A 19636-nucleotide genomic window follows, 5' to 3' on the forward strand; every position below is an offset into this window, starting at 1 on the left:
TCTGCTCGAAAAATAATTGAGCAGACCTCATTTCATGCAATCAACAACTAGTAACGTATAATAGACATACATAAGAATGTTTTCTAAAGGATGTGTCTATATGTCGAAGGAGCTTTTTATCACAACTGATTTGCAAAAGGAATGGGTGGATAAATTAAGCAAGCTTGAACAACAAATACGGGGCTCGGCGGAACAGACAGACCGCCTTGCTCAATTCCCAAAAGAAAATATCCAATCGCTTGTTGAATTGGGTTATACAACACTTGCACTTCCAAAAGAATATGGCGGTGACGGAATCACCGTTACAGATATGATATTAATGCAGGAGACGATTGCGTCCTACGATGGGGCAACTGGATTATCCATCGGCTGGCATCAAGGCGTCGTCGGCGATCTTTATGCAAATGAACTGTGGGAAAAGAACAATTTAGATCGGTTTGCAAAATTAGTTTTGAACGGCGCGTTGGTGAACCGCGCAGCGAGTGAAACTCAAACAGGCAGCCCAACGCGCGGCGGCCGGCCGCAAACAACTGCTGTCAAAAAAGATGGGCATTGGCTCATTAATGGACAGAAAAACTTCACATCAATGTCGCCAGTCCTAACGCATTCCCTCGTTTCTGCATGGGTTGAAGAACAGGATGGCATCGGATTTTTTCTCGTTAATCAATCAAGTGAAGGCGTATCCATCAAGGAGACTTGGAATACGGTCGGCATGCGCGGGACGGAAAGTCATGATTTAGTATTAGATAATGTCATTGTAAGTGAGGAAGATTTCGTAGAGTTCTGTAAAGGTCGCCGAGGGGATAAATTGAACGGCTGGCTGCTTCATATTCCAGCATGTTATTTAGGAATTGCGCAAGCTGCAAGAGATTACGCAGTGAAGTTTGCTGTCGAATATAGTCCGAACAGTATTCAAGGAACGATTTCCGAATTGCCGAATGTGCAAAGTCATATCGGTCATATCGATTTGGAATTAATGAAAGCCCGTCACTTCCTATACAGTGTCGCAGCCGCTTACGATAATTTGGAACAGCGTGCGTCGATGAATCAAGAATTAGGCGCTGCCAAGCATGTCGTTACAAATGCCGCCATTCATATTGTCGATCAAGCAATGCGCATCGTTGGCGCGAAAAGCTTGCAGCTGTCCAATCCGCTGCAACGATATTACCGGGATGTCCGCGCCGGATTGCATAACCCACCTATGGATGATATGGTCATTTCAAAAATAGCTCTCTCCGCAATCGAGGATATGAAAAAATGATCAAACGACTTGTCATAACAGGCTATAAAGCACATGAATTAGGCATCTTCAACGATAAGCATCCGGGCATCGGCATTATCAAAAAGGCGTTGGAAGACCGATTGACTCCCCTACTCGATATCGGCCTCGAATGGGTGATCATCAGCGGACAGCCGGGAGTAGAAACATGGGCCGGGGAAACCGTCATTGACCTGCAAGACATGTATCCCGATTTAAAATTCGCCGTCATCACCCCTTTCCAAGAACAAGAAAAAAACTGGAACGAAGCGAAGAAAGAGGCTTACGACTTCATATTAGCGCATGCGGATTATACAGTCAGTTTAACGAAACGTCCATATGAAGCCCCTTGGCAATTCATAGAGCGTGATAAGTTTTTATTACGGAATTCGGATGGGATTTTGATCGTGTATGATGAGGAAAATGAAGGCTCTCCAAAATTCATGAAGAAGATGGCGTTAAAATTTGCGGAGACAAGCGATTATGAAGTACTGACGATTTCAGCGGACGATTTGCAGCTCGTTGCTGAGGATTTGCAACGACAGGATTGGGAATGAACGAGAACTAGTGTAAATAATGAGCTTAACGTAAAAAGAATGGACCCTAGAACGACATCAATGAGCTCTTGTGGAAAAGAACGGACCTTGACACGAAAAGAATGAACCCTAATGCAAAAGAACGGACCCTGACTCGAAAAGAATGGACCTTTGGTAAAATAAACAAGAATTCATTATACCAAACAGCAAAAAACAGCTGTCCGCCAGTCTAACATCTGCTGGTGAACAGCTTTCCTAATTACTTATGATGCTTCTCCAAAAACTCCAACATCAAACTGTATACTTTAATTTCATTTTCTTTCTTCGAGAAGCCATGCCCTTCATCGTCCAACACAAGATATTCGACGTCGCGGCCGAGCTCTTTCAACTTTGCTACGATTTGGTCGGATTCTTCTTTTACGACGCGTGGATCCTTCGCACCTTGGATGACGAGCATCGGCTTCACCATTCCGTCGAGATATGTGACAGGAGAATCTTTGATAAAGCGTTCTTTATCCCGCTCTGGGTCGCCTAACCACCTATCCATAATCGGCTTCCAATGCGGTGGAACAGAATTGACGAATGTGAATAAATCGGACACTCCAAAAATGTCGACGACTGCTTTGAAGTACTCTGCATGTCGGCCGTGCAACAGCAACGCCATATAGCCGCCATAACTGCCGCCTACTAGGAACAGTCGATCCCTGTCGGAAATGCCATTATCAAATAACCATTCGATGCCCGCCAAGCAGTCGAGGCGTGGTCCTTCTCCCCAATCTTGTTCGACCATTTTTGTAAATTCCGAGCCATAGCCAGTGCTCCCGCGGAAGTTCGGTGCGAAAATATTATAACCTCTATTCAAGAAGCATTGGAACATTGAACGGAACATTTTCCGTTCGGATGACTGTGGACCGCCATGCGGCCAAAAGATTGTGTACCCATTCCCATTTTCTTCTTTCGCTTTGAATAAAAGAGCTTCAATTTCCAATCCGTCAGACGACTTATAGGAAACGACATCCGGTTCGACCATGTCTTCCTCACTGACACCGAGCACCCTATTTTCAGTAAGCCTTGTCCACTCATTTCCATCTGCCGATTTATAAATATTAGGAGGAACCGTTGCGCTTCTACCTAAAATATACACATTGCCGGATTTTGCAACACAGAATTGATCAACTACATCGACCGGCAAGGAGCATTCTTCCAGCCCTTCCCCGTTTACATTCATACGATAATATTTATCCGCCACTCCATTGATCGTAAGGAAATGGATGTCTCCTGTTTCCTTATTCCATTGGATTGTACTGACACTTTCCTCTTCCACTTCCAACACTTTTGAAAATGTCTTTGTCGTCAAATCAAACTTCGCGATATACGCATGGTCACTCTCATAGTCCGTTACGAAATGAATTGTGTTTGTGTCAGTGAACACAGGGTCATAGGCGACATGCACTTTATTAGGATCCGGCGTTAAGTGGAATGTTTTTTCCCCGATATTTACGAAGCTGACGACGTACGTATTAGCAAAGGCCTGGGAGTAGACGAATGCGGTTTCATCATCCGAAACTGCTGCAAGCTCCGTCGTCGAGTTCTCCCCAATATGCAACAGTGTATCGACACCTGTTTCCAAGTTGTGCAAATGCGAATTCAAAAACATCGGATTATTGACAGACGTTACATAATAAATCCGTTTTCCATCATCGCTTACATGACTGAAATAATACTTCTGATCCGATTCGCCTGTAATTAATGATTGTGGCAAGCCCCCTTCAAACGGAATGGCATAGATTTGATAATTTTCATCTCCGTCATTATCATAACCTGCCAATACATACCGGTTATCGGGATCAAACTTAATGAAATTGCACGATTCATCTTGATGTGCGAATAAGTAGGGAGATGTACCAGGTAAATCCATCGCCCATAAATTCATCTTGCCGTTAAGATTCGAGTTGAAAATTAGCTTTGTTTCATCATTGTTCACTGCGAAGTTCGTGATTGTATACGTCCGGAAAAATTGCTCCACAGTCGGTTTTGCGAAAGGTATCATACTTATCCTCCTAGGCTACTTTTCTATTCAAATTACAGTATATCATTTCTATTCTCGTGAAAGAATCCAACTTTACTAGTTTCTTAGAATATTTACACAGATGGTGATTTCATTCAAATTCGCTTTTACTCTTGCATACGTTGTCATAGTGGGGGTGATATGGATGGAAAATGAAACGCAACAAACAAATGGGATGGCAATCAGTTCACTTGTTTTAGGAATTTTAGGAGTCGTATTGAATCTGATTCCTCTTTTACCTTATCTACTGGGGATTTTAGCTATCGTCTTCGGTGTTTCAGGGAAGAAAATTCAAAGCGGAAAAGGAATGGCGATTGCTGGCATCATTTTAGGCGTCATCACATTGGCAATGAAACTTTTCTTTTGGATATTCATTATTCTTCTGGGAGGTTCGGGCTATTAAGTAAATACAAAAATTCCGCCCCGGCGTAATAGTCGGGGCGGCTTATCTTCATAACTTTTCCAATTGACTTTCCACTAAGTCACCAATGAATGGCAGCTTATAGTAGTTGTTATGATAAGCTTGATACATCAAAAAAATCATCAGTACAAAAGCAAGCGGGCTTAAGAGTAGGTTTGCAATTGTACCGATTATTGGAATGAAGCCCAATACGATGCTAATCAAAATTAACGCAATAGCTAAGAATACGGATTGAAGCGCGTGGAAACGGATAAAACGGTTATCTTTTTCCATGAATAGAAAAATAAGACCGATGATGAAGATATAACATAACATCCCTCCAACGTTCTCTGTTAATCCGATTGACGTTTTGTTTCCATCAGCTTTAGGTTCATTAGCCTTTGCTAGCTCCCCTTTATTCGTTACTTGCTTTTCTTTTTCATTTTCTTGCAATTAACAGTAACCCCCTTTCTTCCCTAGTATATTGAATTGTTGTGAGAATGATGCCTGCTTAAGTCTATTAGGACGTAAAGGGAGAAAGATACCAAAAAAGTCCGTCTGCAATATGCAAACAGACTGGCCGTCAATTTAGTTCGGATCCGATTGATTGGACTTACCTCTCAAATTACTAATATACGTCGTAGTGAGCTGGTAACTTCTGTCGATTTTATCTGCAATGAAATGCGATCGTTCAAACACAACTGATTTCACGAAATCCAGTTGCCTCATCATTTTATCTAACAATCCTTCTTGCTGTTCAATCCTTTCCACAATTTCAGTTTGAGTTATCTTCTGTTCCTCCAGCGAAAGGGAAAATTGATCCTGCTTTACGATTTGTTCATCCATTTTGCTTAGGAGTTTCTCCTGATCGGCATCAAATTTATTTAACCGTTCCGCGATTTCACTGTTCGATTGGTTTAGCATGTTGATTTGTTCAACAAGTTCTTCATTCATCCTTCTCTTATTGTCGAGGATTTTTTGCAGCTCTTTATGTTTTCTATCTAAACGTTCCAATGTTTCAATCGCTTCTTGTTCAAACTGACGATGCTGTGATTGATAATCCAGTATTTCTTCAAAGCGCATGCCCGTTGTTTTCCATCGATCGGACTGGATTCTTCTCTGTCTTTGAAGTTGCTTTTCCATATCGCTATATTTTTCATTCATCATATCGAATGCTTTCTTTTGCTCTTTCATTGCCTCCGACAATGAATCTGTCCGATAGATGGCTTGGTTTCTTTCAGCAATTTCATTGCCTTTATAAAGATCCGTATGGTTCTTCTTATTAAAAAACAATCCCATAAGTCAACCTCCCATCAATCGTTTTCTCTATGATATGTCGGCAGGTTTATATCTGTACAAATCGAGTAGGAGGGAGTGATTAACTCCCGACCTCTCACACCACCGTACGTACCGTTCGGTATACGGCGGTTCAATTAAGATTGATAACGCAAGTCTTCGTAACGAGATATCAGACTTTTAAGCCCTTGGGAACTCCAATACGAGTCCCCAAGGGTTCTGTGTAGTATTGGACTTTTAGATATTCTCCAGTAACTTTTACGTGAATTGCCCCATTCATATGCTTTTCCCCTCGGGACACCTAGTCCAATGAGTTTTCTCACCTTTGTACTTGGTTTCTTCCAGTTCTTCCACATACACATTCGTAGTCTTCTTTTAATCCACGAGTCAAATTTAATAAACACACTTGGCGTGTCAGCCAGTGCGAAATATCCACACCATCCCATCAGATATTGATTAAGTTTCTCGATCCGGTATTCCATCGCATAAGGTATCTTTCTTGAAGTGATTTCACGGATTTTGTTCTTCATTCGCCTCACACTTTCCTTGGCAATGCGAACCTTCGGTTCCTTACCACTTGTGAAACTGAAGCCAAGAAACTTCCTTTTCCATGGCCGGTCAACTGCGGACTTATTCAGGTTCACTTTCAACTTAAGTTTACCTTCAATAAATGAAGTGATGGAGCTCATGACCCGATTACCTGCTTTCTGTGTTCTCACGTAGATATTGCAGTCATCGGCATATCGGACAAACTTATGCCCTCTCTTCTCCAATTCCTTATCAAGTTCATCAAGGACGATGTTGGAAAGGAGTGGACTCAAAGGTCCTCCTTGCGGAGTCCCTTCTTCACTCATTGTCACGATACCATTTATCATGATGCCCGATTTGAGATATTTACGGATTAATCTAAGAAGATGTTTATCTTTGATTCGTTTCGCAAGTGTCCCCATGAGTCTGTCATGGTTCACTTTATCAAAGAATTTCTCCAAGTCGATATCGACAACCCAGCGATTTCCCTCCTGTATGTACCCTCTTGCTTTTCTGACTCCATCGTGAGCACTTCGATTAGGACGAAATCCATAACTATGGTCTGAGAATGTCGGGTCATATAGAGAAGTTAATACTTGGGCTATCGCCTGTTGGATAAAGCGGTCTATCACGGTAGGGATACCTAATAGACGCACACCCCCGTCAGGTTTCGGGATTTCGACCCTGCGGACAGGTTGCGGTTCATAGGTTCCCTGAAGAAGTTCCATTTTCATGGATTCCCAATGTTCTAGGATGTGCTTCCGTAGGTTTTGTACGGGCATTTCATCCACACCGTGGCTTCCTTTATTGCGCTCCACCCGTTTCAGGGCAGAAAGCAGGTTTTCACGTGACAGTATTCGCTCCATCAACATGCGTTACGCCTCTTTCCGTGAACAACGGTTCTTCTTATGCCAGTCCTGCTCCACCATCTCGAAGTCCCCCGTGGAATTCACCACTTCCTCCTTCAAGCATGCCTTATCGGTTATCTGTGTTCTTCGCAGGTTGCTGAATGCCAAGATGTTGTTCTCTCTTAATTGTTCAGCCCTTCCCATTCTTCTCGAGTTCGAATGGTACTATGGCGTCTGCTGACTTCTGATTGTTCAGCTACCCATCACTGAGTAGGTTACCAAGTGTACTTGGCATACCAATCAGACCTCCCCAGGTAAGAACGTAGTCTTTCCCTCCATCTATCTGCTTCATTTACTACATATGACCTTCGGCAGAAAGGGCTTTGTTTTGAATTGCAAACTCACCCAATCATACATAGCCTTATATGAAGTTCGTGTTCCTCAGACCGGAGGTTTGCCGCTCGCTTCCTTCAGATTCCATGTCACCATGGACACCCTTGCGTTAAGCTAACTGCTACTTCTGCCTTCACAGTTCGGGACTTGCACCCTATAGACTACGCCCATGCTGGGCGCACAATGTGAAAACCGCCCCTTGGAAAGAGACGGTTTTGAAAGTGAATTTATTTTTCGAAAACTTGATGGAGCACTTTTTTCGATTCGACATTATTCAAGTTCTTATAAATACAGTTATTCGGCTTCGTTCGAAGGGTTTTGGCAAATGAATTTGCAAGTTCCGCTTCGCCGACTACGTATAATTCCTTCCAGTTTCGTTCTTTCCTCATCTTTTCGACAGTTATTCCTAATTCTTTATAAAAACGTTCTAGATTTTCCCTTAGACGATCATCAAGGCCGTCACTTTGGCCTCCACCTGAGCCGCGTTGCAATGAAGAACGGACGCTTTGTTGTTCTTTCCACACTTCCAGACCTGAATCAAATGCATAATTCATCTCGTCATTAATAAAGCCCATTGCCGTGTCCAAAATGCGCACTTCTCCGAAGCTCGTTAAGATGATGCCCGCTTCTGGATACGCTTTCAACATATACTCCATTTCCTCGATTACCGGATGGTCCTCCCAATGGAAACTCGTCTTCACTTGCACTTGCACATAATGGACAGACCATAGTTCAGGATCTTCAGACGCAAAAATAACGACCCCTTTGTTCAAGTCGTTTTGATGATCTTCGATTTCCTTCGTTACTTTCTCCTTCAGTTTCTTATACGCTTTAATTTCTTTTTCATCATGGGAAGCTTCCAAATACTCATCGATGCGCTTCAAACCATTTTTTAAATGGATTCTCCAAGCACCATTCTGTTGTTCTGGATCTGCAGGATTCGTATTCAAGTACACACTCAACACACAGCGGGAATCACATTCATATTCCTTCAGTTTTTTCAGTTCTTCACTAAGTGTCATATATCCCGAACCTCCTCATAGTATGCTTCTTTTTAGCATACCCTATCCATTTCAATCTAAAACGGAAGGTTCGGCAATAAGTCAATTTGGATTAATCCAATTTCACTCTCACAACCTGACCGGTTACGGCATCCACTTTCACTTCATATTTAACGCCTTGCGATGTACGGATTTCGATTTCATACAATAAAGTTCCATCATCAAATTCCAGTTCAGCCTTAACAACTTCTCCCGGCACACGTTGTAAGGCAATTTCAATTGCTTGATCCATTGAAATTCTCCGGTACCTTGGATTTTGCCAATGACCTTCCCAATAATTATTATTCATGTTATTCATTCTCGCTTAGCCCCCAAATCAATTTAAACCTTCATGTTCATCTTATTCAAAGAATCGTGAAATGTGCCCGACTCGGCATAAAACAACGCCGGAAAGCCATAGTAAGTACGATAGCAAATTGAAAGGAGCGATCGTTTTTGGGAAGAGATAACCATAATAATAAAACAGGCGGAAATAACACAAATTCTTTGCCGCAAACACCAAAAAACCAGAAGATCAAACCCGGCAATATGCAGGAGGAAATCGCAAAAGAATTTGCAGAGCTGCGAAAGGCAAAAAAGAAGAATCAGTCAAGACGGCCTTAATAATATGCCCCTACACTATTAATTCTAGTGTAGGGGCACTCACATTTTTTTCACCAATAATAAGGTGAATTGTCTTCTTGGAGTTGGCCAGTAAGGCCGGTATTTCGATTGCTATGACTGCTATTTCGTTCCTCTGCCTCTGCCTCCGCCTTAGTACGGTGAATTGTACCAAACGGGTGGTTAGGCGGGGCATATATGGTATAGAGTTTTAGTGGGATATTACCTGTATTTTTTATGTTATGCCATGTTCCGGCAGGTATGAAGATTGCAGAATCGTCACGCACATTCCTTTGGAAATTCAAATTATTTTTAGTCCTACCCATCTGAGTAATCCCTTGCCCCTGTTCAATACGAATGAATTGATCAACATCAGGATGCCTTTCTAAACCGATATCTTCACCAACACCAAGACTCATTAAAGTGGTCTGTAAATGGGGTCCTGTCCATAGAGCGGTACGAAACGTATTATTTTGTTTGGCTGCTTCGTTAATATTAATGACAAATGGCTCAGGTCCAAAATCTCTTAACATTCTTGTAGGTTGAGCATGCTCAGTGGAGTAAGAATCAAATTGATGTCCTTGGATTGCCCGATTAGGATTTATCCAATAATTCGGTGTTCCACCATAATTATACATAGAATAAACATTAGGGTTTTGGTATGGATGCCCATAAGGATGATAATACATCTTTTCATTCCCTTCAAAGATTCATCGTATTATCTTATGCAACTGTTTTGGCAAACGTCCTTTACATACATGTTCAGCCCTTTACAATTAATTTTCTTAGGCATTCTTCTTTTATTGATTTAATTATTTCGCTCTAAGCATTCATAAACCGCCATCATGTCTCGTTTATTCAACTCGCGAATGCGATTGAAAATAAGAATATCAGCAACAGCTTCTGTATATATGCTTTTATCCACAACATCACTCACCTTGCCTGTAAGCCACGCTTGAACTTCTATCCCATCAACAAGTTCATTCAACCCTTCCTCATTGATGCCAGTTGCCTGACAACTTACACATGGAATAGTCAGCTTGAACACGCCATCATGCAAATTATCTTCATTGATCACTTTTTTACCTTTACAGAAAGGACATGGATGAGCCTTTCTGATTTTATTCACTTGGGTAATTAACTTCTTGTAACCAAATGCTTCATAAACATATGTCAGTTTTTTATACTTCCCATTCGTGAAATATTTATCGATGATAGCCTCCCTTGTCTCATTCACATTTTGGAAATCACAGATTGTCACTAGATTGTTGTTGCTAATCGAGTCGATATTTCCTTTGATCGTATCCCAAAATGGCAAGGCATTTTGGAGCACCATCTCATATCCCGTAAAGCTTGCCCGCTCCAATTCGAACATTTTCAGTGCGACTTGTGTTTCCCGAGGCAGCAAGGAGACATCCTCAGTCAAAACCATATCGCCGCCTACAATTAATCTTAGATTGGCTAGCACAGGCAAGTCTCCCACGACTTTCAATACTTCGTCAATCGGGAGTTTAATGACTTCGCGAATATCTGTGCCTTTAAATGTAAGCTGCTTATGATGATTTAATACAGTCCCCTCACAAATCGGACAAGTAATCATTTCTTTTGAAGCTTTCATTTGCTCTTTAATCCCGGATTTTGATACGACCATATACATGCCAAGAATGGTATTGAAACCTACCCACGTTCTGCGCGCCTTACCTTCCTTATCATAAAATGACTTCTCAAAGTATCCATACCAAAATGTATGCTTTTCTTCATCGGTCATCTCGTTGTAGCTTTTTGACAGGTCATGGCCTGTATCATTCTTAATTTCTTCAAATAGAAATTTCAACTTTTCGTATTTATAATACTTCAATACGTCCATCACGTCTGGATGAAGCAAACCATCCCAGAATGGAACATCTTTGTTTTGAATGACAAGATCTTTATCAAATATTTCGATTTGAAGTCGCCCTGAACATGACGGACAATGATTGTCTTTATTATAGAAATCGAAGCTTTTCGTATCTTTGTTCGTCGGATGCGCCGCCACTATGTGGTTGATCAACCCACCAATTTCGTAAAGAAAACTGTATTGGCTATACAAATGTCTTTCAAGATCGATCGCAATGACTGGTGCAATTCTATCGGATTCGTATTCACCATAAATCAAACGGGCCATTGAGGATAAACTTTTTAAGATGCCGCCTTTATAAATATTCTCTGCGTTTTTAAAGTAGTCGATATGATTTTCATGTAAATAGCTAATGCCGTTTTGCTGCTTGAGAGCGGAGGAAATAGGTAAGGGTATCTTAATATCCTCCATATTCTTTTTCTCATAATAATCATGATGGCTAACAACATCTAGATATGTAACAGGTTCATTTTTACGCATACCGAAATCGATAATGAAATCGGAACTCTCCATCATGTACTCATTATGTTCAATCATTACGATTGAAACTGTTTCATCTTGCAAAATCATCCTAAGGCTATCGATGAACTGATTTAATATATTTTGAGATAAACCTTTTGAAGGTTCGTCAAAAATAAAAAGCGTATGTGGTTTTCTTGAATTTGCAAACAGCTCCGAAACTAAATGGACGCATTGGAATTCACCAGTGGACAATGTCTGTGTCTTTCTTTCCAATGTCAAATAACCAAGTCCAAGTTTGATCAATAAGCTCAACCGCTTATGGGCGATTTCTCCCTCTGGTAGTTCCTCAATGATATCTTCAATCGAGCGCTCAAAAATATCATCTATTTCATCACTATACTTGTTCAGTTTCTGTTTAATATCAAGAAACGTCGCAACGGTTGACCGGCTTGTTATCGATTGATTTCGATCCTGTCCTACCATAACCAGCTTATCTTTCGGATAACGCTTCAAAAAGTCTTTAGCTACACATTCATTAATGAGAGTGGACTTTCCGCAGCCTGACTCACCTGTAACCGTTACAAGTCTATTTTTGGGAATCTGAAATTCCGCCATTTGAATATTACGGCAGTAAAGATCTTTAAAAAGATAGAATTCTATTGGCTTTGCCCCATTCCGTTGCTGATAAACAGGTTTGGGACGCGGTGATTCTTCGACTATTTTTCCGCCATACTTACCACTGCCCGGTCCGAAGAATAATTGCTTATCCGTTGTATCCAGTACTGTGTCGGAATGATCGATAAGCCAAATTTGATTTTTATAACCCAATTGCTTAATCTGCTCTAGAATCTTCAACAAAGTTTGGCGATCAAGACCTACTGAAATTTCATCGATAATAATGACTGTATTTTCACTCGCAGCCATGAATTCCGCCAAATAAAGTCGTGTTAATTCTCCTCCCGATAATGTTCCCATAATCCGATTTAACGTTAAGTAACCGACGTTCATATTTATAATATTTTTTAAGATAAGTTGTTTCCCTTCGCTAATATGTAATTCTTCTGCTAGTGAGAGGATTGTTTCGACGCTTAAGTTGTTAATATCGGAAATAGAATGTGATTTATTGATTAAATCAAGTGTATGTTGCTCAACTTCTGGGCTATATCGTTTCCCGCCACAAGTTTTACATTCAATATTGCTCGTACTGCCTCTCCCTTTACATTTAGGACACCAGCCTAATTCATTATTGAATGAAAACACTTCCGGAGACAGATTAAATTTGTCAGCAAGCCTTACACGGATTTCCGTAAAAACACCAGTATGTGTACCGATTGTCGAACGTGGATTAGAGGAAATTGATGATCTTCCAAGGAATAGCACTAACGGCATCTCTTCCATTTTGATAGCGCTGAAATTCGTTTCCATAATATTTGGGAATAAATATTGGTATTCAGCCTTCGGCAATAAGGAAACGAGCCTCTTTTTCGATTCTTCACCGATAGTTTGGCTGAAAGTAGTTTTCCCCGATCCGGAAAGTCCAGCAATACCTAATGACATATCTTCTGGAAGCTCTGCATCCAATCGTTTAATATTATTCGCGATTAATTGATTTACTTTCATTGTGGCATCCTCTCCATTCTCTTACTTTAGTATTGCCAGGTGAATTACAATTCATTACAAAACTCGTTACCTCAATCTTACTGCGCAAAAAAAAATGACGCTTTCCGCTATTTCCGAAAAGCGACCTATAATTGAATTACTGTGTAGTGACCATTTTATTTTACCAAAGAAGGACTTACTATTCCTCCAACACTTTTGTAAGCTGTTGAGACATATTTGTCCAACCATATTGTGCGCCTTTTAATCCATCTTCACTATGGATTCCTGTTTGCTCAAGGTGGAGGTTGGTATTCCCATCCGGCGTCTCCGATAACGTCCAAGTGACGACATGCTCTTCAGCGCCGCTCGCCCAAGTATAAGAAATTGTATTTGGCTCGTTCACTTCCAACACTCCACCCCTGACGATGCCATCCCACCATTCACTTGGTTCCGCGCGGAAAGTAAATTTGTAGCCTACGACCGGTTTAAAGTCATTCTTCCAAATCCACTTTTCAAGCATATCCGAATCTGTTAAAGCGTTCCACACTTTCTCGATTGACTTGTTATACTGAAAATCCATTGTTAATGATAAACTCATTCTTCTTCCTCCTCTAATAGTAAATTCAGACGAGACAGTCGGGTATTCCAGAACTTGTTATAGAAAGCCACCCAATTTTGAATCTCTTTTAATGATGCAGCGTTCAACTGAAAACGTGTTTCCCTTCCTACTTTTTTGCTCGTCACAAGTCCCGCCTCTTTCAGGATTGCCAAATGTTTTGAAACTGCAGTACGACCCATTTCGAATGAACCGTCAGCTCGTTTAGGGGCGATTCTTCCACGTCGGCCAACAAACGAAGCAGTTTCCGCCTGGTCGGATCGGCTACGGCCTCATAGACATCTCTAGTAGGTCTTATCTCGTTCAAGATCACTCTCCCCCTGATCTGATAAATCGACACTCATAGGTGTCCTATTTGAAACTAATAATACGACACCTTTAAGTGTCATGTCAAGTATGTCATTGTTGACTGCTTTTAGTCAGGGAAATGCAAATTTGGGACTGAATCATGTTGAAAATACCAATAAAACTATTGGTCAAAGGCCGCGAAATGACGATAACATTATGAAATTGATCGATAACTCCGGCGAATTGACCAATAACTTTGCTGTATTGACCGATAATTCCTATGAATTGATCGATAACGATGTGAAAATGACCGATAAGTTACCAGTACTTCCTCAGACTTTGCAATCCCTTGACTATTTCAAGATTTTATGTATAATCTAAAGGAATTGTATAAGTACAAATGTTTTCTAGGGTTCCGCAACAAGTTGTTGGCCTGGTCCGAGAGAAAACTCACAGCTTAGCTGTGTCACGGAAGGATAAAAGCCTGGGAGAAACTGTTTATCAGTTGTCTCCCAGGCTTTTTTTGTTTTTGGCAATACTAATATTTTCGGAGGTGTCTTTTAATGAATAATGAATGGATCAAAGTAGTGATTGCTGCTTTCTTTGAAGTTTTTTGGGTGATTGGCTTGAAACATGCTAATGACTTTTGGACTTGGGCAGGTACGGCGGTTGCGATTTTTGTCAGCTTCTATTTAATGATTATGGCAGGACGGAAGCTCCCCGTTGGAACGGTATACGCTGTTTTTGTTGGTCTCGGTACAGCGGGGACTGTCTTTTCCGAAATTCTAATTTTCGGGGAGCCATTTAAAGTAGAAAAAGTACTATTGATTGCACTTTTATTGGGGGGCGTCGTTGGCTTGAAACTAGTGACAACTGACAACGTTCAGGAAGGGGATGAATCATAATGGCATGGATTGCATTAATCTTGGCAGGCTTGTGTGAAATGTTTGGTGTTGTTATGATCAATAAATTGCATAAGGATCGAAATTGGCAATCATTAGTATTATTAATTGCCGGTTTTGGGGCAAGTTTCATCTTTCTAGCCTATTCGATGAAAACACTTCCGATGGGGACAGCTTACGCAATATGGACAGGAATTGGTGCATCTGGTGGAGCGATTTTAGGAATGATGTTATTCGGGGAATCAAAAGACTGGAAACGAGTAGTATTTATTGCAATGGTGTTATGTGCAGCCATTGGTCTGAAACTTGTATCGTAGAGAGGTATAATTAATCAAAGCCTAATCTCTTAGTTACATTGAAGAAATTAGGCTTTGATTATATAAATTATTTATTTTGAACAACATCGCTTGGAATGCTTCCTTGTTGCGAAATATCAATCGTCCAACCAATCATAGTCGTGCTGTCTCTTACGTTGCCCTCTTCAATTGTATTCAGAATTAAAGAAAAGGCGGCTTCAACTTGGTTGGTGTCCAATATTTTCACTATGTCTAACGGATTAGAAAAGGGTTCTCCAGGACATTCAAGCAAGCCATCTGTTGTCATGAAGATGTGATTGACCCCTTCCCTTAATTCCCGGACTCCCGACGTGAAGCATGGAACAGCTTTTTCAAACGTATTCACTTGCCCAATCCACTCATAGAACTGCCTTTGATTTAACTGAAATTGACCTAGGGCGATAAAATCGGGGTGGAAAACGTAAGCTACACAATCTCCAATGGATAACCACCAAAGATAGTTTTCCTTTCGAATACAGAAAAGACAAGCTGTCTCTCCTTTGACCCTCTTGCATTGATCAAGAAATTTGTCACTTTGGAAGATGGTAAGAAGTTTTTCTTGCACGCTGTGAAATCCGGGCTTGGATATGAGTCCAATAAGTTCATGTTCGTGCTCTTCGAGCGTTCGGATTATCAGTTCGGCACTTTCGGCACTGTAGTGAGCATCTAAAATTGCAGCAAACTCCCAATCCTCGCCCGTCCAAACTATGCAGCCATCTTCATTTTTATATTGTCCAGCGGAAGAATTTCCTCCGAATAGTCCAACTGTCACACGACCAATCGATTGAACATCTTTCTCGTCTACATAATTCTTTTCGCTTCCGACCCATGAAAACTTATTGCTCATTGTTTTTCTCCATATACGAACGCACCCGCTCACACAACTCGATTATTTCTCTATTTCCCCCTATTGGTGCTTCTGACCAATCATGAACAGACATCGGTCCCCAATATTGTTTAGGAGTGCCTGGGTAGCGTGGCACGATATGCATATGCAAATGTGGCACTGCATTGCCGGAAACGAGTGAATAAATATGCTCCGCCCCTTCAGTTTCCATGAGTGCCTTGCTAACACGTGCCATTATTCGTCCAAAGACGGTCGCTTCTTCTTCATTCATATCTCCAAGTGTAGGCGCATGTCTTTTCAGATCAATCATTAGATGCCCTAAATAAACGGGTTCTCCATCGTTATCAATATGTCCTACGTAAACAACATTATCTTCATAAATTGTGATGCCAGCTGTTTGTATTTCTCCCCGATGTTTTTTACAAATAAAACAATCCATTTCTCCATTCCCCTATCTTACCAATATCAGATTTTACTGCTAGTCAATCTCATTACATGCTTTCAACAAGATTCAATTCCTCTTCAATGCCATTCATTACACTGAATGCACCGACGGATTTATTAGAACAGACGACGAGACTGATGTCTGTCTTTGGATAATAAGCGGAATGGAAACTGACGCCTGGGTCATATCCCATGACGTGATATTTAATGACAATGTCGTCATTCCTCTCAATCCATACACCATATCCATAATAATCGCCATCCTCTTCCTTGGCATGAGAAGTTAGCAATTGTTCAGTTAGTTCTTTAGACAACAATTGATAGTTTAGTAAAGCGTTCCATAGTTTTGTCATATCCTTTGCGGTTACAAATGCCCCTCCATCAGCCCCGCCCTGGACGGGTATTGAATACGCATTCGTTTTCCATGTACCGTCTTCGTTGTCTATATAGCCAATTGCTGTTTTTCCGGGTAGTGAATCAAGTGCAAAATAACCAGAATCGATCATACCCGCTTTTTCAAAAACCCTTTGTTGGACATACTCTTTAAAAGGAAGCCCGCTAGCTTTTTCAACAATTAAACCAAGCAGAATAAAACCTGCATTATTATAATGGAAACGTTCGCCAGGTCTATATTTCATATGTCCATTTTGAAATAGCGGCAAGAAATCTTCTAGGTGACGTAAATGATACATAGGATTGTCAATCCATAATTCCTCGAAGTCATCCATGACTTCCTCGTCAAAGTAATCGGGTACACCGGATGTGTGAGTAAGTAAATGATGAACTGTAATGTGTCCATCAAAATGCGGGAAGTCGAATGAAAGATAATCTGTCACCTTTGTATTAAAAGATATCTTCCCCTCGCCTACAAGCTGACAAATTGCAATTGCCGTAAATAGTTTGCAGCCTGAAGCGATTCCATAACGCGTTCCCGGTACGTTATTTAGTTGTTCCGCACGATTTGCATAACCGTAACTAACATCCGCATAAATTTCCTCTTTACCCCTAACAAAAACGGTGCCCGAAAACTGTATATCGTTTTGTATTAGTTCGATTCGTTCCATTACATTATTTTTCATTTTGTAATCTCCAAACCTGTTGATTTACATTAGATTTTGTTAGCTTCTGTTATTTCTTTATAATTGAGCTGATGTCCAGCCCTTCGGATTCTATTATAATCGCATTCAATCCACTGTTTGTTGTTGTTTCATGCCATTCCCCTTTTTCCCAGAAGACAATATCGCCTGCTGTGACCATCACCTTCGCTTCTTCACCTGCTCGAACCCAGCCTTCCCCTTCTATTATTATCAGCATTTGTGGAACAGTCGCTTCGTGATATCCTACTAGGCCATCTTCTCCCAAGTCCATTATTCCGACATGAGCGGGTACATTTGTCATTATTAGTTTTCTCATCATGAAGTTCGAGTCATATTGTTTAATGTTCTTTCCGGCAACTTCATTTAAATGTATAATTATCAACTGTCGTCCCCCTAGGGTTTTGAATATATGCAGTAATAATCGGCAATTCCGGCGGGCTTATGCTGCTTGGTAAATCGTCAATCGAAAAGAATTGCAATGATGAAACTTCATTCTTCTCCACCAATAATTCACCCTTATAACTTCTACAAATGAAAGTAGCTACAACGTTATATACTTCATCACCATGTGGATAACGATAATAAAGTTCTTTTCCTGAATAGACATTAAAAAATGATAGTTCGTTTGCTTTTAGATTTGTTTCCTCAAAGAGTTCCCGTCTCGCCACGGCTTCCAAGGATTCACCGAGTTCCATGGAACCCCCGGGTAACCCCCAGCAGTTATTATCAGTCCGTAGTTGTAATAGGATTCGATTCTCTGAATCAACGACAATTATATTTGCACCTACCATAATTATGGGCCTTGTACCAATCAATGTTCTCAATTCATTTATATAACCCATATCTACTATCTATCCTTTTTATAAGAAGGACTCAATTCGCTCCACACATCAAATCGATTTCCGTCTACATCGGAAAATACAAAATTGATTCCTGCATGTCCCCGGTTTTCAATCTCTCCAACCTGCACTTCACGTTCCTTTAAACTTTCAAGAAGTATTTTTAAAGACTCTTCCCCATCGACTTCAAATGTTAGTGAAAAGCGCTCATTCCCATAAGCATCTACAAAGTTGGCTGTCTCTTTTTCTTTTGCTTTTACGAGAAAGAAACTTTGATCGGCCAAATTCAAGATCGCCTTGTCTTCGTCCTTATAATTCAATTGCGCATCCAATTTTTCAACATACCACTCAGCTGCTAGGTTAACATTGGACACAGGAATATACGTAGTACCAACCCTTAATAATCCATTATTCATTCGCTCCACCTTATCTTTCACATCAACTAATTCAAATCGTTCACAGACAAGCAGTATATCTTCACTGAACTCTAATCCAACTTTCCCTAGTTCCCGCTTGAAATAGCGTTCATGGATCTCCTTCCAATTCCGATAAGATCCATCACCTTCCGCCAAAGCAAACTCTTCCGTCACTTCATTCATCGGTATTATAGATACATCCACCGTTTTAATGATTGCAACCGGCTCTTCCAAACTATTTAGGATGATACTGTACTCGTCAACTACCGGGACTGGTTCATTTTCCAATTCATATATTATTTGCGCTGAACAAGTCGCCGTCTTTCTTCCATCAATAACAGCCTGCGCTAGCTCGTCCTGTGCTTCGCCGAACATCCACGCAGTGACTAATGTAGGACGTTCTTTATCTCCCCAATATTGATTCCAATATTCCTTTGCAGCTTGATTCATTATTTGTCCTCCCCATTTTCAGCAACTCTTTTCACTCGCTCCACAAAATCAACAACGACTTTATCATTTGCAAATAGTAAAAATAACTTTACGAACCATTTCAGCGGTTTGTTTGTAGTTGTATAAATAAATTTAGTTCTTCCTTCACCAATATTAACAAGTTCATAACCAGCTGTTATCTCGAACATACCACCGAGTGTAAAGCCGACTTTCATCTTTTTTTCATTTGGAGAATTCAAATAGTCGAGTGTTTCAACCTCATACTCCATGACTCGCTTGCCTTCTCTATATTTCTGTAAATATATACTTCCCACCATTCCTTCTTTAATGGTAACAGGCTCATTTGAGACGACTTGGGGCATGATCTTTTGCATGTTCTCTAAAGATCCATCTAAATATTTCCAAACTTGTTCAATTGGTGCATCAATCTCAATTTCCTTTGTCCACTGCTTCATT

General features: G+C 40.7%; 22 protein-coding genes, 2 pseudogenes and 1 riboswitch. Of the genes and pseudogenes, 6 read left to right on the top strand and 18 right to left on the bottom strand.

Annotated elements, in window-relative coordinates:
• Positions 1 to 100: 100 nt before the first annotated feature.
• Positions 101 to 1261, top strand: coding sequence for an acyl-CoA dehydrogenase family protein (locus AC0L13_RS12255; RefSeq protein WP_473639957.1), 1161 nt, complete (start codon positions 101 to 103; stop codon positions 1259 to 1261).
• On the top strand, positions 1258 to 1815 hold the full coding sequence (locus tag AC0L13_RS12260) for an SLOG family protein (protein ID WP_473639959.1): 558 nt from the start codon (positions 1258 to 1260) through the stop codon (positions 1813 to 1815). Before AC0L13_RS12255 ends, AC0L13_RS12260 begins: the two co-directional genes overlap by 4 nt.
• A gap of 238 nt (positions 1816 to 2053) precedes the next feature.
• Here the strand turns inward: AC0L13_RS12260 and AC0L13_RS12265 are convergent, their stop codons facing one another.
• Complete coding sequence (locus tag AC0L13_RS12265; protein ID WP_473639962.1) at positions 2054 to 3844, bottom strand: S9 family peptidase; 1791 nt, start codon at positions 3842 to 3844, stop codon at positions 2054 to 2056.
• A 163-nt stretch (positions 3845 to 4007) separates the two neighbouring features.
• Here AC0L13_RS12265 and AC0L13_RS12270 point away from each other — a divergent pair, with 163 nt between their 5' ends.
• Positions 4008 to 4265, top strand: coding sequence for a DUF4190 domain-containing protein (locus AC0L13_RS12270; RefSeq protein WP_473639964.1), 258 nt, complete (start codon positions 4008 to 4010; stop codon positions 4263 to 4265).
• Between the two features lie 48 nt (positions 4266 to 4313).
• Here AC0L13_RS12270 and AC0L13_RS12275 read toward each other — a convergent pair whose 3' ends face one another.
• The 5 genes from AC0L13_RS12275 to AC0L13_RS12295 all read right to left on the bottom strand — a co-directional run bounded on the left by AC0L13_RS12275 (position 4314) and on the right by AC0L13_RS12295 (position 8686).
• The gene (locus AC0L13_RS12275) at positions 4314 to 4715 is read right to left on the bottom strand and encodes a DUF4870 domain-containing protein (RefSeq protein WP_473639966.1); all 402 of its coding nucleotides are present in this window, start codon (positions 4713 to 4715) and stop codon (positions 4314 to 4316) included.
• A gap of 135 nt (positions 4716 to 4850) precedes the next feature.
• Positions 4851 to 5561 carry a hypothetical protein gene (locus AC0L13_RS12280; RefSeq protein ID WP_473639968.1) on the bottom strand — a complete coding sequence of 237 codons (711 nt, stop codon included), beginning with the start codon at positions 5559 to 5561 and terminating at the stop codon, positions 4851 to 4853.
• A gap of 134 nt (positions 5562 to 5695) precedes the next feature.
• A complete protein-coding gene (gene ltrA / locus AC0L13_RS12285) occupies positions 5696 to 6958 on the bottom strand; it encodes a group II intron reverse transcriptase/maturase (RefSeq protein WP_473639970.1) in 1263 nt (420 codons plus the stop codon).
• Between the two features lie 596 nt (positions 6959 to 7554).
• Positions 7555 to 8349 carry a VLRF1 family aeRF1-type release factor gene (locus AC0L13_RS12290; RefSeq protein WP_473639972.1) on the bottom strand — a complete coding sequence of 265 codons (795 nt, stop codon included), beginning with the start codon at positions 8347 to 8349 and terminating at the stop codon, positions 7555 to 7557.
• A gap of 91 nt (positions 8350 to 8440) precedes the next feature.
• Positions 8441 to 8686, bottom strand: a complete 246-nt coding sequence (locus tag AC0L13_RS12295; RefSeq protein ID WP_473639974.1) for a PepSY domain-containing protein — start codon at positions 8684 to 8686, stop codon at positions 8441 to 8443.
• Positions 8687 to 8823: 137 nt separating this feature from the next.
• On the opposite strand from AC0L13_RS12295, the gene AC0L13_RS12300 reads away from it, so the two are divergent.
• Complete coding sequence (locus AC0L13_RS12300; protein ID WP_473639976.1) at positions 8824 to 8991, top strand: YfhD family protein; 168 nt, start codon at positions 8824 to 8826, stop codon at positions 8989 to 8991.
• A gap of 50 nt (positions 8992 to 9041) precedes the next feature.
• Here AC0L13_RS12300 and AC0L13_RS12305 read toward each other — a convergent pair whose 3' ends face one another.
• The 4 genes and pseudogenes from AC0L13_RS12305 to AC0L13_RS12320 all read right to left on the bottom strand — a co-directional run bounded on the left by AC0L13_RS12305 (position 9042) and on the right by AC0L13_RS12320 (position 13869).
• Entirely contained in the window at positions 9042 to 9677 is a 636-nt protein-coding gene (locus tag AC0L13_RS12305) for a cupin domain-containing protein (protein ID WP_473639978.1), read from the bottom strand.
• 119 nt (positions 9678 to 9796) lie between these two features.
• Entirely contained in the window at positions 9797 to 12967 is a 3171-nt protein-coding gene (locus AC0L13_RS12310) for an ATP-binding cassette domain-containing protein (RefSeq protein ID WP_473639980.1), read from the bottom strand.
• A 178-nt stretch (positions 12968 to 13145) separates the two neighbouring features.
• On the bottom strand, positions 13146 to 13544 hold the full coding sequence (locus tag AC0L13_RS12315) for an SRPBCC family protein (RefSeq protein ID WP_473639983.1): 399 nt from the start codon (positions 13542 to 13544) through the stop codon (positions 13146 to 13148).
• Positions 13541 to 13869 (bottom strand): annotated as a pseudogene (locus AC0L13_RS12320) (ArsR/SmtB family transcription factor). The gene AC0L13_RS12315 and the pseudogene AC0L13_RS12320 overlap by 4 nt, the downstream one beginning before the upstream one ends.
• A 377-nt stretch (positions 13870 to 14246) precedes the next feature.
• A riboswitch (guanidine-I (ykkC/yxkD leader) is annotated at positions 14247 to 14343 on the top strand.
• Between the two features lie 70 nt (positions 14344 to 14413).
• Here AC0L13_RS12320 and AC0L13_RS12325 point away from each other — a divergent pair.
• Both AC0L13_RS12325 and AC0L13_RS12330 read left to right on the top strand, forming a co-directional pair.
• Entirely contained in the window at positions 14414 to 14755 is a 342-nt protein-coding gene (locus tag AC0L13_RS12325; RefSeq protein WP_473639985.1) for a DMT family transporter, read from the top strand.
• Positions 14755 to 15069, top strand: a complete 315-nt coding sequence (locus AC0L13_RS12330) for a DMT family transporter (protein WP_473639987.1) — start codon at positions 14755 to 14757, stop codon at positions 15067 to 15069. The genes AC0L13_RS12325 and AC0L13_RS12330 overlap by 1 nt, the downstream gene beginning before the upstream one ends.
• Positions 15070 to 15136: 67 nt before the next feature.
• Here AC0L13_RS12330 and AC0L13_RS12335 read toward each other — a convergent pair whose 3' ends face one another.
• From AC0L13_RS12335 to AC0L13_RS12370, 8 genes and pseudogenes are all read right to left on the bottom strand, one after another.
• Positions 15137 to 15934: a PP2C family serine/threonine-protein phosphatase gene (locus AC0L13_RS12335; protein WP_473639989.1), complete on the bottom strand. Its 798-nt coding sequence runs from the start codon at positions 15932 to 15934 to the stop codon at positions 15137 to 15139.
• Positions 15924 to 16373 (bottom strand): HIT family protein, encoded by a 450-nt coding sequence (locus tag AC0L13_RS12340; protein ID WP_473639992.1) that lies wholly within the window; start codon positions 16371 to 16373, stop codon positions 15924 to 15926. Before AC0L13_RS12340 ends, AC0L13_RS12335 begins: the two co-directional genes overlap by 11 nt.
• Positions 16374 to 16425: 52 nt before the next feature.
• Positions 16426 to 17457, bottom strand: coding sequence for a serine hydrolase domain-containing protein (locus AC0L13_RS12345; protein ID WP_473639994.1), 1032 nt, complete (start codon positions 17455 to 17457; stop codon positions 16426 to 16428).
• Positions 17458 to 17506: 49 nt separating this feature from the next.
• Positions 17507 to 17857: a cupin domain-containing protein gene (locus AC0L13_RS12350; protein WP_473639996.1), complete on the bottom strand. Its 351-nt coding sequence runs from the start codon at positions 17855 to 17857 to the stop codon at positions 17507 to 17509.
• On the bottom strand, positions 17835 to 18317 hold the full coding sequence (locus tag AC0L13_RS12355) for an NUDIX hydrolase (protein WP_473639999.1): 483 nt from the start codon (positions 18315 to 18317) through the stop codon (positions 17835 to 17837). Before AC0L13_RS12355 ends, AC0L13_RS12350 begins: the two co-directional genes overlap by 23 nt.
• Positions 18318 to 18322: 5 nt before the next feature.
• Entirely contained in the window at positions 18323 to 18730 is a 408-nt protein-coding gene (locus AC0L13_RS12360; RefSeq protein WP_473646986.1) for a VOC family protein, read from the bottom strand.
• A gap of 3 nt (positions 18731 to 18733) precedes the next feature.
• A pseudogene (locus AC0L13_RS12365) lies at positions 18734 to 19180 on the bottom strand (ASCH domain-containing protein); the annotation flags it as partial.
• Positions 19180 to 19635 carry an SRPBCC family protein gene (locus tag AC0L13_RS12370; RefSeq protein ID WP_473640001.1) on the bottom strand — a complete coding sequence of 152 codons (456 nt, stop codon included), beginning with the start codon at positions 19633 to 19635 and terminating at the stop codon, positions 19180 to 19182. The gene AC0L13_RS12370 and the pseudogene AC0L13_RS12365, both read right to left, overlap by 1 nt.
• Position 19636 lies beyond the last annotated feature (1 nt).

This window comes from Sporosarcina sp. QA0331 (assembly GCF_055808055.1).

Coding starts and splice junctions, on each gene's coding strand:
- ltrA (WP_473639970.1), bottom strand. CDS start 6,958: ATGTTGATGGAGCGAATACTGTCACGTGAAAACCTGCTTTCTGCCCTG.
- AC0L13_RS12345 (WP_473639994.1), bottom strand. CDS start 17,457: ATGAAAAATAATGTAATGGAACGAATCGAACTAATACAAAACGATATA.
- AC0L13_RS12370 (WP_473640001.1), bottom strand. CDS start 19,635: ATGAAGCAGTGGACAAAGGAAATTGAGATTGATGCACCAATTGAACAA.
- AC0L13_RS12325 (WP_473639985.1), top strand. CDS start 14,414: ATGAATAATGAATGGATCAAAGTAGTGATTGCTGCTTTCTTTGAAGTT.
- AC0L13_RS12360 (WP_473646986.1), bottom strand. CDS start 18,730: ATGAATAATGGATTATTAAGGGTTGGTACTACGTATATTCCTGTGTCC.
- AC0L13_RS12340 (WP_473639992.1), bottom strand. CDS start 16,373: ATGGATTGTTTTATTTGTAAAAAACATCGGGGAGAAATACAAACAGCT.
- AC0L13_RS12280 (WP_473639968.1), bottom strand. CDS start 5,561: ATGGGATTGTTTTTTAATAAGAAGAACCATACGGATCTTTATAAAGGC.
- AC0L13_RS12335 (WP_473639989.1), bottom strand. CDS start 15,934: ATGAGCAATAAGTTTTCATGGGTCGGAAGCGAAAAGAATTATGTAGAC.
- AC0L13_RS12270 (WP_473639964.1), top strand. CDS start 4,008: ATGGAAAATGAAACGCAACAAACAAATGGGATGGCAATCAGTTCACTT.
- AC0L13_RS12315 (WP_473639983.1), bottom strand. CDS start 13,544: ATGAGTTTATCATTAACAATGGATTTTCAGTATAACAAGTCAATCGAG.
- AC0L13_RS12265 (WP_473639962.1), bottom strand. CDS start 3,844: ATGATACCTTTCGCAAAACCGACTGTGGAGCAATTTTTCCGGACGTAT.
- AC0L13_RS12255 (WP_473639957.1), top strand. CDS start 101: ATGTCGAAGGAGCTTTTTATCACAACTGATTTGCAAAAGGAATGGGTG.
- AC0L13_RS12260 (WP_473639959.1), top strand. CDS start 1,258: ATGATCAAACGACTTGTCATAACAGGCTATAAAGCACATGAATTAGGC.
- AC0L13_RS12330 (WP_473639987.1), top strand. CDS start 14,755: ATGGCATGGATTGCATTAATCTTGGCAGGCTTGTGTGAAATGTTTGGT.
- AC0L13_RS12295 (WP_473639974.1), bottom strand. CDS start 8,686: ATGAATAACATGAATAATAATTATTGGGAAGGTCATTGGCAAAATCCA.
- AC0L13_RS12310 (WP_473639980.1), bottom strand. CDS start 12,967: ATGAAAGTAAATCAATTAATCGCGAATAATATTAAACGATTGGATGCA.
- AC0L13_RS12290 (WP_473639972.1), bottom strand. CDS start 8,349: ATGACACTTAGTGAAGAACTGAAAAAACTGAAGGAATATGAATGTGAT.
- AC0L13_RS12305 (WP_473639978.1), bottom strand. CDS start 9,677: ATGTATTATCATCCTTATGGGCATCCATACCAAAACCCTAATGTTTAT.
- AC0L13_RS12355 (WP_473639999.1), bottom strand. CDS start 18,317: ATGGGTTATATAAATGAATTGAGAACATTGATTGGTACAAGGCCCATA.